At 70.2% G+C, this 13,792-nt stretch carries 10 protein-coding genes; 4 read left to right on the top strand and 6 right to left on the bottom strand.

Annotation, left to right across the window (positions count from 1 at the left end):
- Positions 1–99 precede the first annotated feature (99 nt).
- Together QFW96_RS18560 and QFW96_RS18565 are read right to left on the bottom strand one after the other, a co-directional pair.
- On the bottom strand, positions 100–1,554 hold the full coding sequence (locus QFW96_RS18560; protein ID WP_281456957.1) for an NAD-dependent malic enzyme: 1,455 nt from the start codon (positions 1,552–1,554) through the stop codon (positions 100–102).
- 256 nt (positions 1,555–1,810) lie between these two features.
- Complete coding sequence (locus QFW96_RS18565) at positions 1,811–2,005, bottom strand: hypothetical protein (RefSeq protein WP_406692935.1); 195 nt, start codon at positions 2,003–2,005, stop codon at positions 1,811–1,813.
- 270 nt (positions 2,006–2,275) lie between these two features.
- On the opposite strand from QFW96_RS18565, the gene QFW96_RS18570 reads away from it, so the two are divergent.
- Positions 2,276–4,528, top strand: a complete 2,253-nt coding sequence (locus QFW96_RS18570; protein WP_281456959.1) for a helicase-associated domain-containing protein — start codon at positions 2,276–2,278, stop codon at positions 4,526–4,528.
- Between the two features lie 25 nt (positions 4,529–4,553).
- On the opposite strand, the gene QFW96_RS18575 is transcribed toward QFW96_RS18570, so the two are convergent.
- The 4 genes from QFW96_RS18575 to QFW96_RS18590 are packed head-to-tail and all read right to left on the bottom strand — an operon-like array spanning position 4,554 to position 9,844.
- A complete protein-coding gene (locus QFW96_RS18575) occupies positions 4,554–5,153 on the bottom strand; it encodes a GTP-binding protein (RefSeq protein ID WP_281456960.1) in 600 nt (199 codons plus the stop codon).
- Positions 5,134–6,006: a DUF742 domain-containing protein gene (locus QFW96_RS18580; RefSeq protein WP_281456961.1), complete on the bottom strand. Its 873-nt coding sequence runs from the start codon at positions 6,004–6,006 to the stop codon at positions 5,134–5,136. Before QFW96_RS18580 ends, QFW96_RS18575 begins: the two co-directional genes overlap by 20 nt.
- 32 nt (positions 6,007–6,038) lie before the next feature.
- Complete coding sequence (locus tag QFW96_RS18585; protein ID WP_175548002.1) at positions 6,039–6,446, bottom strand: roadblock/LC7 domain-containing protein; 408 nt, start codon at positions 6,444–6,446, stop codon at positions 6,039–6,041.
- Positions 6,447–6,466: 20 nt separating this feature from the next.
- Complete coding sequence (locus QFW96_RS18590) at positions 6,467–9,844, bottom strand: sensor histidine kinase (RefSeq protein ID WP_281456962.1); 3,378 nt, start codon at positions 9,842–9,844, stop codon at positions 6,467–6,469.
- A 570-nt stretch (positions 9,845–10,414) separates the two neighbouring features.
- On the opposite strand from QFW96_RS18590, the gene QFW96_RS18595 reads away from it, so the two are divergent.
- From QFW96_RS18595 to QFW96_RS18605, 3 genes are all read left to right on the top strand, one after another.
- Positions 10,415–11,428: an ABC transporter substrate-binding protein gene (locus QFW96_RS18595; protein WP_281456963.1), complete on the top strand. Its 1,014-nt coding sequence runs from the start codon at positions 10,415–10,417 to the stop codon at positions 11,426–11,428.
- Positions 11,429–11,990: 562 nt separating this feature from the next.
- Entirely contained in the window at positions 11,991–13,004 is a 1,014-nt protein-coding gene (locus QFW96_RS18600) for an ABC transporter substrate-binding protein (protein WP_281456964.1), read from the top strand.
- A gap of 7 nt (positions 13,005–13,011) precedes the next feature.
- The gene (locus QFW96_RS18605) at positions 13,012–13,779 is read left to right on the top strand and encodes an ABC transporter permease (RefSeq protein WP_281456965.1); all 768 of its coding nucleotides are present in this window, start codon (positions 13,012–13,014) and stop codon (positions 13,777–13,779) included.
- Positions 13,780–13,792 lie beyond the last annotated feature (13 nt).

The raw sequence follows: 13,792 nt of genomic DNA on the forward strand, positions 1-13,792 counted from the left end.
CGAGTGCAGGCGACGTCGAAGACCCCGGCGTTCGTCGCGCGAGAACCGGGGTTCTCGACGCGATGGATGCCGGGGTCTTCGACGCGGTGGTGGGAGGGGTCAGAAGTCGAGGTCTTCGGCCATGCTCCAGGGGAGGGAGGAGCCTCCTCGGGAGGTGGTTTCGGCTGGTTTGGCGGCGAGGGCCGCCTTCTTGACGGCGTCCGCGACCGCGGGGGCGACCGCGCTGTCGAAGACGCTCGGGACGATGAAGGAGGCGTTGAGGCGCTCGCCGTCGACCACGTCGGCGATGGCGTTGGAGGCCGCGAGCATCATGTCGTCGGTGATCTCGTGGGCGTGCGCGTCGAGCAGCCCCCGGAAGACGCCGGGGAACGCCAGCACGTTGTTGATCTGGTTCGGGTAGTCGCTGCGCCCGGTGGCCACGATGGTGGCGTGCTGCTGGGCCTCCAGCGGGTCGATCTCCGGGTCCGGGTTGGCCAGCGCGAACACGATCGCGTCCGAGTTCATCGTGGCCACGTCGTCGGCGGAGAGCAGGTTCGGCGCCGAGACGCCGATGAACACGTCCGCCTCGCGCACCGCGTCGGACAGCGTGCCGGTGCGGCCCTCGGTGTTGGTGGTGGCGGCGATGTTCTGCAGGTTCTCGTCGGTGTCGCCGCGCCCGGTGTGCACGATGCCGTTGATGTCGACGGCGATGATGTCGGCGGGCTTCTTCTTCTGCAGCAGGCGGATGATCGCCGAGCCCGCGGCGCCGACGCCGCAGACCACGATGCGGCAGTCGGAGATGTCCTTCTCCACCACGCGCAGCGCGTTGCGCAGGGCGCCGAGCACGACGATGGCGGTGCCGTGCTGGTCGTCGTGGAAGACGGGGATGTTGAGCTTCTCGCGCAGCCGGGCCTCGATCTCGAAGCAGCGCGGCGCGGCGATGTCCTCCAGGTTGATGCCGCCGTAGACGGGGGCGATCAGCTCGACGGCGCGGATGATCTCCTCGGTGTCCTGGGTGTCCAGGCACACCGGCCAGGCGTTGACGCCGGCGAACTTCTTGAACAGCGCCGCCTTGCCCTCCATGACCGGCATCGAGGCCTCCGGGCCGATGTTGCCCAGGCCGAGCACGGCCGAGCCGTCGGTGACCACGGCGACCGCGTTGCGCTTGATGGTCAGGCGCCGGGCGTCGTCGGGGTTCTCGGCGATCGCGGTGCACACGCGGGCGACGCCGGGCGTGTAGGCGCGGGAGAGGTCGTCCCGGTTGGCGAGGGCGACGCGGGAGTTGACCTCGATCTTGCCGCCGAGGTGGACCAGGAAGGTCCGGTCGGAGACCTTGCGGACGCGCACGCCGGGCAGCGCCTCGAGGATCTCGGTGACCTCGCCCGCGTGGTCGGCGGACTGCGCGTTGCAGGTGATGTCGACGACGATGCGGTCGGCGTGCGACTCGACGACGTCGAACGCCGTGATCACCCCGCCCGCTCGACCGATCGCGCTGGTCAGGTCACCGGCGGCGGTCGTCGACGGCGGCGCCTCGACGCGAACGGTGATCGAGTACCCAGGACCTGGAACCGGCATTGGCACACCCCTGTCGAGCGAACGGCTATGGACGTGGGTGCCGTTCTCCAGCGCCCTCGCAGCAGATCAACTGCCCGGGACGCAAGCCCCTCGATCCCGCTAAGCGGCCGGAACTTCACCCAGCACGAAAAAGCCTAAAACTTTCCCGACTGTGAGCTAGATCCGGTCCGCTACTCACCGGTCAGCCTTGACAGGGCGCGTTCGGCGGGGGGACGGAACAGCCGAACCGGCGCGAAGCCGGTCCGGCCGCCGGGTGTCACTTGTTGATGACGGTGACCGGGTGCTCGTACGGGACCACGTCCTCGTTGAGCGGGAACGTCGTGTCCCCGAACGGCGACAGCGCGCCCTGCTTGTCGGCCACCAGCTCGCTGACCGCGTGGTCGCCCTGCGGCCAGCTCGGGTCGATGCGGTCCTTCTTCGTCTTGCCGGCCACGTCATTCCTCCTGCACATTCCGGCTACGGGTAATCCCAGTCTGCCGGATCGACGCGATCGAACTCACCCAAGGGTGGCCCAGCTCGCGCCGATCCTCCCCCGCTACTGCGCAGGGACGGGTCACCGCAGAACCCGGGGTGACCGGATTTCAATGGAAGTCAGGGGTCCGATCTCAATGGAACTCGGACCCCTGACTTCCATTGAAATCGTGAAACCTGCCGGTGGGCGGGTGGGGTGGTGCGGGCGAGTGCGGGGAGTCGGGGACGAGTCCTGGGTATCGTGGACGCGATGTCTCCAGTGGGAATGTGGCTCCGGGACCGCAGCGACGAGCAGCTCGTCGCGCTGCTGCGCGCGCGCCCGGATCTGGCGACGCCGCCGCCCGCCGACCTGTCCGTGCTGGGCTCCCGGGTCGCGCAGCGATCATCGGTGGCGCGCGCCTGCGAGGAGCTGGACTCCTTCGCGCTGAGCGCGATGGAGGCGCTGGTGCTGCTCGACGCCGATCAGCAGCCCGCCTCCCTCGACGCGGTGGCGCAGCTGCTGGGCTCCGACGTCACCGTGCAGCGGGTCCGGCGGACCGTGACGGCGTTGCGCGACCTGGCCCTGGTGTGGGGTGACGACGAGGCGCTGGAGATCGCGGGCACGGCGCGCGAGGTGCTGCCGACGTTCCCCGGCGGCCTGGGCCGACCGGCCGACGACCTGACCGAGGTGACGGCGAAGGCCGCGCTGGCGGACCTGGACGAGGAGGAGCGGCGGCTGGTCGGCGCGCTCGCCGACGGCTCCCCCATCGGCCGCACCAAGGACGCCTCCGCGCACGTCCCGCTGGAGAAGGCGGCCAACCCGATCCAGCGGCTGCTGGCCAAGGGCCTGCTGCTGCGCCGCGACACCGAGACCGTGGAGCTCCCCCGCCAGCTGGCGCTCGCCGTGCGCGGCGACCGCCCGATGGGCCGGGTCGAGCCCGAGGAACCGGCTCCGGAGCTGACGCAGACCGACCGGGAGCGGGTGGACTCGACCGCGGGCGGCGCCGCGCTGGAGCTGCTGCGGCACGTCGAGGAGCTGCTGCGCGCGTGGGAGGCCGACCCGCCGGACGTGCTGCGCTCGGGCGGTGTCGGCATCCGCGACGTGCGCCGGACCGCCAAGACCGTCGAGGTCGACGAGCAGCACATGTCGCTGCTGGTGGAGGTGGCCGTCGCCGCCGGTCTGCTGGACCGCACCGAGGACGCCGAGCCGCGCTGGCTGCCGACGATCTCCTCCGACACCTGGCTGGCCTCCCCCGTCGAGCAGCGCTGGGCGGCGCTGGCCGCCGCGTGGCTGGACCTGCCCCGGCTGCCGGGGCTGACCGGGGCCCGCGACGAGAAGGACCGGTTGATCGGGCCGCTGTCGGACGAGCTCAGCCGCCCGCTGGCGCCGAAGGACCGCCGCCGCGTCCTCGACTACCTCGACGAGCTGCCCGGCGGCTGCGGTGCCCGCCCGGACGACGTGGCCACCGTGCTGGCCTGGCGCGCGCCCCGGCACGCGGGCCGGCTGCGCGACGACCTGGTGCGCTGGACGCTGTCGGAGGCCACCGCGCTGGGGATCGTCGCGCTGGACGCGATGACCACCGCCGGTCGCGCGCTGCTGTTCGACGGCCCGGCCGAGGCCGCGCACCGGCTCGGCGAGGTGCTGCCGGAGCCGCTGGACCACGTGCTGGTGCAGGCGGACCTGACGATCGTCGCCCCGGGACGCCTGGAACCCGACCTGGCGACCGAGATGAAGCTGGTCGCCGACGTGGAGTCGGCGGGCAGCGCCACCGTCTACCGGGTGAGCGAGGGCAGCGTCCGCCGCGCCCTGGACGCCGGGCACACCGCCGACGACCTGCACGCGCTGTTCCGGGACCGGTCCAAGACGCCCATCCCGCAGGGCCTGACGTACTTGATCGACGACGTCGCCCGCCGCCACGGCAAGCTCCGCGCCGGGACCGCGTCGGCCTTCCTGCGCTGCGACGATCCGGTGGTGCTGGCCGAGGTGCTGGCGACGCCGTCGGCGGAGGAGCTGGAGCTGCGGCGGATCGCGCCGACCGTGCTGATCAGCCCGCTCCCGCTGGCCGATCTGGTGGACGGGCTGCGGGCGGCCGGGTTCGCGCCGGTCGCGGAAGGACCCGACGGCACCGTGCTGGACCTGCGGGCGAGCGGTCGCCGCACCCGCGGCAAGACCCGGCAGCGCCCCGCCTACGGGCCGCCGGTGCCCGGCGCCGAGCAGCTGCAGGCGATGGTCACGCAGCTGCGCGCCAACGACATCGCGGGGTCGGCCCGCCTGGGCCGGGCCGTGATCCCGGAGCGCGGGCGCCCGAGCGCGGAGGCGACGCTGGCGCTGCTGCGCGACGCCGCGGCCGACGACCGCAGCGTGTGGCTGGGTTTCGTGGACACCCACGGGGTGCGCAGCCAGCACGTGGTGCGCCCGGTCAGCGTCGGCGGCGGGATCTTGCAGGGCGTCGACGCGGCGAACGACGAGCTCGGCAGCTTCCCGCTGCACCGCATCACGTCGGTCGCCCTCGTCGAGGACTGACGGGGGAGGCCAGGACCGCCCTAGGTCAGTGCTGGGTGGCGAGGCGCTGGCGCATCGCGTGCTCGACCAGCGTGATCAGGGCCTTCTTGGTCGATTCCCGGTCGCGGGCGTCGACGGTGATCATCGGGACGGTCTCCGCGATGGTCAGGGCCTCGCGGACGTCCTCCATGCGGTGGTGCGTGACCCCGTCGAAGGTGTTGACGGCGACGATGTAGGGCAGACCCCGGTCGTCGAAGAAGTCGATCGAGGCGAACGCGTCGGCGAGCCGCCGGGTGTCGACCAGGACGACGGCGCCGATCGCGCCGCGCACCAGGTCGTCCCACATGAACCAGAACCGGTGCCGGCCGGGCGTGCCGAACAGGTAGAGGATCAGGTCCTGGTCGAGCGAAACCCGGCCGAAGTCCATCGCGACGGTCGTGGTGACCTTGCCCGGCGTGGCCGTGAGGTCGTCGACGCCGACGCTGGCCTCGGTCATGACCGCTTCGGTGGTCAGCGGAACGATCTCCGAGACCGAACCGACGAACGTCGTCTTCCCGACACCGAAACCACCGGCGACCACGATCTTCGTCGAGGTCTTCTGGTTGCTCGGTTGCTGCGACCGGGGATCAGAGCCTGCGAAGCCCACTGAGCACCCTCTCCAAGAACTCCATGGACGGCCGATCACCGACGACCATGCCACTGTCATGAATCAGAACCAGCCCGGTGTCGGCCATGTCGCCGATCAGGACCCGCACCACGCCGAGCGGCAGCCGCATGTGCGCGGCGACCTCGGCGACCGAGCGGGCCTCCAGGCACAGCTCGGAGATCGAGCGGTGCTCGGGCCGGGATTGGGTCGCCTGGTTGCGACCTCGTTCGCTGGTGCTTACCAACGTCTCGATAGCAAGATCATAATCGGTGCGGGTGCGCCCCCGAGTGCGGGCGTACGGCCGAACGAGTGAACCGCCGCTGTCCTCGGCTTCCATCTCGTCCATCGCCGGGATCGCCGGCATCGAGCCGGAAATCGACGGCATGGACTGGGAAATCGGTGACATCGACTGCGAGATGGACGGCATCGACACCGACGGCGGACCGCCGTCCGAGCGGGGACGCGGGGTCGGGGCGCCGCCCTGGGAACCCCACCCGTCCTGAGAACCCCACCCGTCCTGGGAGCCCCAGCTGTCCTGCGGCGCCCAGTTGCCCTGGGGTCCGCGGGGGTCCCGGGGCTGGCCGTCTTGGGAAGCCCGGCCGTCTTGGGAAGCCTGGCCGTCGTAGGAAGCCCGGGCGCTCTGCCCGCCCGAGGAGTCGCCGTACCCGCCCGACCCGAACAGGTCGGCACCCGGTCCCCCGAACAGCGCGCGGTCGTACCCGCCGATGGCGTCGCCCCCCTGCCCGGAAGGCGCGTCGTCGACGAAGTCGTCCTGCCAGGACTCCGCGCTCAGCCGCTTGTTGTAGAGGCGGAACAGGTCACCGTCCCAGCTGGGTTCGGAACCGGCGTTCATGGTCAGCTCCCCTCAGCTCTCCCCAGCCGGAATCACCGGCGACCCATGCCCTGCAGCTGCGCGCGCAGTTCGGGCGTGAGCTGACGACCGACCCGCTCCACGAGCAGGGTCATCTCGTAGGCGACCAGGCCGATGTCGGCGTTGGGCGCTGCCAGCACGGCCAGGCATGACCCGTCGCTGATCGACATCAGGAACAGGTAGCCCTGCTCCATCTCGACGACGGTCTGGGTCACCTCGCCTGCTTCGAAGCAGCGCGCGGCGCCTTGGGTGAGGCTGACCAGACCGGACGCGACGGCGGAGAGCTGCTCGGCGCGGTCACGCGGCAAGCCCTGGGAACCCGCCAGCAGCAGACCATCCGCGGACACGACCACCGAGTGCGCGACGCCGGGCACCCGGCGCACGAAGTCGGTGATCAGCCAACTGAAGCTGTTGCTGCTCATCGGTTGCTGCACGGACCCGTTCACTCCTGCTCCTCGGGACGGCTCGGATTCGAGCGGGGAAGTTCGGTGGAAACCGGTTCGGACTTGGCGTGCCTGCCCTTGTGGACGCCCTGCTGGAAGTTCGCCATGCGTCCGCGAACGGCGTCAGCCGAACGCGGGGCGGCGGGCTTGCGGCGAGGGGTCTGCGGGGTGCGGGGCGCTGCCGAGCCGGGCACGAGGTTGGTCTTGGGCACCCGCTTGGGAAGTCCGGCCGCGGTCGTCTCCTGAACCTCGGGGGTCTGCAGGAGGGCCTCGGCGGCTTTCCAACCGACATCCGCTTGTCCCCAGCCCGGGTCGGGCGTGGTGGTGCGCGGAACTTCGTCGACCACCGGCTCCGACGCGGGGCTCGACGGGGTCGAGGGCGCGGCGGCAGCCGGGTCGGCGGGCTTGGGGTCGGCAGCGGCGGTCGAGTCCTCCACATCGGACTCGCGGAACCACTGCGAGAGCACGGCTTCGTAGATCGGCAGGCGTTGGGTAGGCGCATCGTCCATGTCCCAGGACTCCCTCGGCTCGTCGTCGGCGTAAGCCGTCGACCCGCCGTCGAAGCCCGGGGTGTCCGGACCGGAAGTGCCTCGCACGGATGCGTTCTCGGACTCCCAGGACTCCGACGCCGGCTCCGGCCGGCTTTCGTTCCCTGGGGCGCCCTCGTGACCGCCGCCGAAGGCCGCGCCGATTCCACCGCCGTTCAGGCCGCTTCCGCTCAGGGAGCCGCCGTTGAGCGAGCCGCTGTCGTGCTCGCTCCCGTTCAGGCCACCACCGCTGAAGCCGTTGCGGTCCTCATCGGAGCCGAAGGGCTGCGACGGGGCGAAGTTCTTGGTCTTCTCCGCCTCGAACGGGCTGTGGAACAGGTCGGTCGACGAGGTCTCCGACGGTGCACCGCACTGCCCGTCGAAGCCCGGGTCGATGTCCGGCCAGGCTTCCGCCCCGACACCGTCGTCGTGGGGCGCCCGGTCGTCATCCTCCCATCGGGGGACGCTCGTTGCGCCGAACGAATCGCCGGTGGACGTCGTGATGGAGTACTGCGGCGGCTCGGCGCCGAAGTCGTCGTCCTGGTCCTGGAACTCGTGGCCGTTGACGTCGTGGCCGTTGAAGCCCTGGCCGTTGAACGAGGCGATGCCCGGCATGGAGGTGTCGGAGTCGCGAGCCGCCTGGTTCATCGAGGTGAACGAGGTCGGCGGCTCGGAACCGCTCAGGCTGGGCAGCTCGGCCCGGGTGGTCGGCGCGTCCAGGCCCGGCTGCTGGCCGTTGGTGGCGGCGCGACCGCCGAACGCGGCGGCCAGACCGAGCTGGGTGCCGGTCTCGCCGGGCCCGCGCTCCTCCGGCTGCGGGGTGCGCGGCATGTCGGGCATCGGCACCGGGCCGTCCGGGGTGAGCTGGACGACGAGGTCGCCGGACAGGCGCACGGTCGCGGTGACGCCGCCCTCCAGGCCCTCGTTGTTGCCGAGCTCGACCTCGATGTTGTGCCTGCGGGCCAGCTGACCGACCACGAACAGACCCATCCGGCGGGAGACCGCGACGTCGATCTCCGGCGGCCGCACGAGCCGCTCGTTGATCTCGTCGATCTCGCCGGCGTCGATGCCCACGCCGCGGTCGCGGATCTCGATGACCAGCTGCTGGCGGCGGTAGGCGGTCCGGACGGTGACCTCGGTGTCCGGGTTGGAGAACACCGTGGCGTTCTCCAGCAGCTCGGCGACCAGGTGCACGAAGTCGTTGACCACACGGCCCTGCAGGGCCAGTTCGGGGGCGTCGACCACGGCGACCCGGGCGTACTGCTCGACCTCGGAGACGGCGGCGCCGAGGACCTCGGTGAGCGGGACCGGGCGCATGGTGCGCCGGGTGAGGTCGGTGCCGCCGAGGATCAGCAGGTTCTCGTTGTTCCGCCGCATGCGGGTGGCCAGGTGGTCCAGCTCGAAGAGGCTGGACAGCTGGTCCGGGTCCTGCTCGTCCTGCTCCAGGCGGTCGATGAGCGCCAGCTGGCGCTGCACCAGGGTCTGCGACCGGCGGGCGAGGTTGACGAACAGGTCGTTGACGTTGTTGCGCAGCATGGCCTGCTCGACGGCCAGTCGCAGCGCCTGCTGGTGCACCGCGTCGAAGGTGCGGGCGACCTGCCCGATCTCCTCGTCGGTGTAGACCGGCACGGTCGGGACCGTGGTCTGGTGCGAGGCGCCCGGGTTCTCGGTGACCCGGTTGATCGCGTCCGGCAGGCTCTTCTGCGCGATCTCCAGCGCGTTGTAGCGCAGCGTGCGCAGCGGCCGCAGCATCGAGCGGGCGATGAAGGTCGCGACGCCGAACGCGACGATCAGCAGCAGCGCCACCAGGGCGGAGTCGCGGATCAGCGTCCAGGTGGCCGAGTCGGCCAGCGCGGTGGCGTCGGAGTGCAGGTCTTCGAGGACGTCGGACTCGACCTCGCGGACGAGGTCGGTGCGCTGCCCGGACTCCTGCCCCCAGTCGGCCGGGGAGACGCCGAGGTTCTGGTTCTGCTGATCGTTGTCGTAGGCGATCAGCGAGCTCTGCTCCATCTGCTCGGTGCGGTCGATCGCCGCACCGGCGACGCGCTCGGCGAACAGGGCGCGCTGCTCCTGGGTGGCCGCGGACTCGAACTCGCTGTAGGCGGCCTCGTAGCGGGCGTTGGCGGCGCGCATCTCGTCGGGCTGACCGGTCAGGAACTCATCGCGCAGCGCGGCGCTGAGCAGGATGGAGCGCTGCCGCGCGAGCTGCTCCTTGGCCTGGCCGAGGGAGTCGGCGGCGCGAGCGGTCTGCGCGGTGTCGGTGTTGGCCGCGGAGTTGGCGACCTGGTTGTTGATGGTCAGCAGCGTGTCGATCACCGAGTTGTAGGCGATCATCGTCTGCGGGCTGGTGAAGCCGCTGTTGACGGTGCCGCGCAGCGCTCCGAGGCTGCCGAGCCGGTGCTCGGCGCTCTGGAAGGCGAAGCGGACCTCGGGGGTGAAGCCCTCGAGCTGCGAGTCGAACGCCATCACCTGCTGGACAGCGGTGTCGACCCGCTTGCCCTGGTTGGCGTAGTCGGTGCCCGCGCTGCCGCCGTTGGCGGTGGTGAGCACGATCGCGAAGTCCCGCTCGCGCTGCAGCTCGTGGGTGAGGTTGGAGGTCTGCTGCGCCAACTCGACCTGGTCGACGATGGTCTGCATCTGCGACTGGCTGCTGAGGCCGTCGTAGATGCGCACGCCACCGACGCCGAGCGCGGCCAGGGTCGGCACGAGCAGGACGGCGGCCATCTTGTACCGGAGGCGCCAGTTGCGCAGCCACCACTTCTTGGTCCGGGCGGCAGCCGGATCGGCTGCACCGGCTGAGGTCGCGGGGTCGTTGTTGAGCATCCCTGTTTCCTGCGCTGCGGCGGACATGTGCGGAACCGCCACGGCTAGCTGCCCTCTCTGGCCGTGACGGTGGAGATCATCGTGCTGGGAATGTGCCCGCGAACCGACGCTGCCGCATCGGGTACCCACGAGCGGGTCCACGTCACCTCGGCGATCGAGTTTCCGCAGACCCCGACTCTGTCAGCCGGGCTTGCCATCACACTCCCTGGTCACAACGTGCATTCCCCCGAAGCAGAGGCCGGTCACCTCGACGGGCGAGACTATACTTAACCCGGCGTCACAAGTCAGGCCCCCAATACGGGTGTCCATCACTCTTAAGAGTGCCGTGGATAACAGCTGGGCCAAACGTGTGACCCATAGTTAGTTACGCCTGGTTGTAACCCGATAGTTCAAACCTTTACAGTCCTTTTTGCGCCCCACCCGTCACGGCAGTCGGGTTCGCGCCCGGCCCGCACCGGCGCGCTCCGTCGAACGCCGTGGCCAAGTCCACAGTGCACAGACGCACCTGCGGGACCCTGATCGGGGTTGTCCGCGCCCGACTGGCGGGGAGTTCTCGCCGGTGGCGCGCCATGTCGTGCGTTTCGCAAGGAGGACTCGATGACCCTGGCCAGTCGCGCTATGTCGCGGAGAGGTCTGCTCAAACTAGCCGGTGGCACCGCCACCGCGGGCGCGCTGATGGGCGCCAGCGGCTGCGGCCTGCTCGGCGGCTCGGAATCGGCGGGCGGCGGCGACGGCCAGATCGAGAAGCCGAACCTCAAGGTCGGCGCCATGCCGGTCACCGACCTCGCCCCGCTGCACCTGGCCGTGCGCAACGGCATCTTCCAGCAGGAGGGCCTCAACGTCGAGATCGTCACGACCTCGGACGGCAGCGCGGCGCTGACCAGCACCATCGGCGGCGACTACGACATCACCTACGCCAGCTACGTGCCCTTCTTCGCCGCTCAGGCGCGGGGCGTGGCCGACCTCAAGATCGTGGCCGACTGCGGTGCGGGCGCTCCGAACACGACCACGATCATGACCTCGCCGAACTCCCGGGTGCGCACGCCGCAGGACCTGGCGGGCAAGACGATCGCCATCTCCGGCCCGCGCACCATCTCGGAACTGCTGGTCAAGGCCACCATGCGGGCCTACGGCGTGGACTTCTCGAAGTCCGAGTTCACCGCGATCCCGTTCATCAACATGCCGGCCGCGCTGCAGCAGGGCCGGGTGGACGCCGCGATCCTGACCGAGCCGTTCCTGACCCAGGCCGCGCGCAGCAGCGGAGCCGTCCCGGTGGCCGACACCAACACCGGCCCGCTGGAGGACCTGCCGCTGACCGGCTACGGCGCGACCGCCAAGTTCGTGCAGGACAACCCCAAGACGGTGGCCGCCTTCCAGCGCGCGATGGACCGGGCCGTGGCCGAGTCGCAGGACCGCTCCAAGATCGAGCCGCTGCTGCCGGAGTTCGCCAAGATCGACAAGGACACGGCCGCGATCATCTCGCTGCTGAAGTTCAACTCGCGCGCCGACGCCACGCGCCTGCAGCGGGTTCCGCGCCTGATGAAGGACTTCGGCTTCCTGGACAAGGACATCGACGTCGCCAAGATGATCGTGCCGCCGGCCCAGGCCTGACCTGCCGCGCGGGCTGATCTCAGACGCAGGGCTGAACGCCGGGCCTCCTTCGGGATGAGCCCGGCGTTCGTCTTCCTCAGTCGAAAATCCGGTCCGGACCGGGTTCCGGGTTCTGAAGTTGTCCGGAACTCGCCACGAACTCCCGCCGAGCCGCAGACGTTTCGTCCGCTTCGAGACGCCTGCGGCTTTCGTCTTGCAACATCCGTGTATTTCCCGTTTTTGAACACAACCTCACCCGTTCGCGATGTGGAGGACACCCTTCGTGTTCTTTGCTCTCGCGAACGAGTGATGAGAGACACACCTTCGACTACTCGTCACAACGAGGCAATTACGTCTTGTTGTTCCCCCCTGGTCAGGTCTCTAGAGTTCTGCACGCACCGATGCAGCCGGTGACCTGGAGAACGCGGGACGTGCCCGAAACGGGGGACGCCCTCGTCCCGCGAGCGCCGCCACCCGCAGCGCACGCGCACCCGCCTCCCGGCCGCAGCGGCCTCGGTCCACGCAAGTCGCTCCAGCCGCCAGGCCCGCCCCGGGCCACACCCCGCCACGCCAGGAGGAAACGATGCGTCCCACCCACCGCCCGCTCGGCCGCCGAGACCTGTTGAAGATCGCCGGTGGTGCGGTCACCGCGGGAGCGCTGATGGGATCCAGCGGTTGCGGACTCCTCGGTGGCGCCGAGCAGCAGTCCTCCGGGAACGCCCAGGTGGAGAAGTCGCGGCTGCGCGTCGGCGCGCTGCCCACCGCCGAGCTCGCCCCGCTGTACCTGGCCGTGGAAGCCGGCCACTTCCAGCGCGAGGGCCTCCAGGTCGAGATCGTCTCCGCCCCCGACGGCGGCGCCGCGCTCAACAGCGCCATCGGCGGCGACCTGGACATCACCTTCTCCAGCTACGTGCCGATCTTCGCCGCGCAGGCCAAGGGCGTGGCCAACCTCAAGATCGTCGCCGACTGCATGTCCGCGGTGCCCAACAGCTGCCTGATCATGTCCGGGCCGAACTCCAACGTGCGCACCCCGCAGGACCTGGCGGGCAAGCGGATCGCCATCTCCGGTGCGGGCACGATCTCCGAGCTGCTGGTCAAGGCATCGATGAAGGCCAACAACGTGCCCTCCGACAAGGTGCAGATGGTGCCGCTGGGCTTCATGAACATGCCCAACGCGCTCAAGACCGGCCAGGTCGACGCCGCGATGGTCGTCGAGCCCTTCCTGACGCTGGCCGCCCGCGACGCCGACGCCGTCCCGGTCCTCGACACCACCACCGGGCCGCTGGAGGACCTGCCGCTGGGCGGCTACGTGTCCAACTCCCAGTTCGCCGAGCAGAACCCGAAGACCGTCGCGGCGTTCCAGCGCGCGATGACCGCGTCGGTGGCCGAGGCGCAGGACCGGGCCAAGATCGAGCCGCTGCTGCCCAAGTTCGCCAAAATCGACAAGGAAACTGCGTCCATCATCACATTGCTGAAATTGAACGCGCGTGCAGACGCCACCCGCTTGCAGCGCGTTCCCCGATTGATGCTGGAATTCGGTTACATCAACAAGGACGTCGACGTGGCGAGCATGATCATCCAGCCGCCGCAGAGCTGATCGGGACATGACCAGAACAATCCGGGGTCTGCTCGGACTGCTGGGATTCCTGCTGTTGTGGGAAGCCTTCAGCAGGTCCGGGCTCGTCGACCCGCAGTACTTCCCACCGCCCTCGGTGGTGCTGACCAGGTTCGTCGAGCTGCTCGGCGACTCCTCCTTCCTGCTCGACCTGATCGCGAGCGTGCTGGCCTGGGCCATCGCGCTGGGCATCTCGATCGCCATCGCGGTGCCCGCGGGTCTGCTGCTGGGCAGCGTCCGCGGCATCCGGGTGGCCACCCGCGCGATCATCGAGTTCCTCCGGCCGATCCCCTCGGTGGCGCTGATCCCGCTGGCCATCGTGCTGGTCGGCTCCGGACCGGAGACCAAGATCGCGCTCGCGGTGTACGCGGCGGTGTGGCCGATCCTGTTCAACACGATCTACGCGTTGGACGAGGTCGACCCGGTGATGGTGGACACCGCGCGGTCCTTCGGCTTCGGCCGGGTCCGCACGATGTTCACCGTGCTGCTGCCCAACGCCGCGCCGTTCGTGCTCACCGGCATCCGGATGTCGGCCTCGGTCGCGCTGATCCTGGTGGTCAGCACGGAGTTCCTGGCAGGCGGCGGTTCCGGCCTGGGCAGCTTCGTGCTGGACGCCTCCACCGGCGCGGGCCGGATGGACCTGGTGCTGGCCGGGACGATCGTCGCGGGCATCGTCGGCTACCTCATCAACGAGGCGCTGGAAACGGTGCACAAGCGCGGCCTGGCGTGGAGCGCGGTCGATCGGGAGGCAGTGTGACGGGCCACCACTT

It is taken from the genome of Saccharopolyspora ipomoeae (assembly GCF_029952525.1).
GTDB classification, from domain to species: domain Bacteria; phylum Actinomycetota; class Actinomycetes; order Mycobacteriales; family Pseudonocardiaceae; genus Saccharopolyspora; species Saccharopolyspora ipomoeae.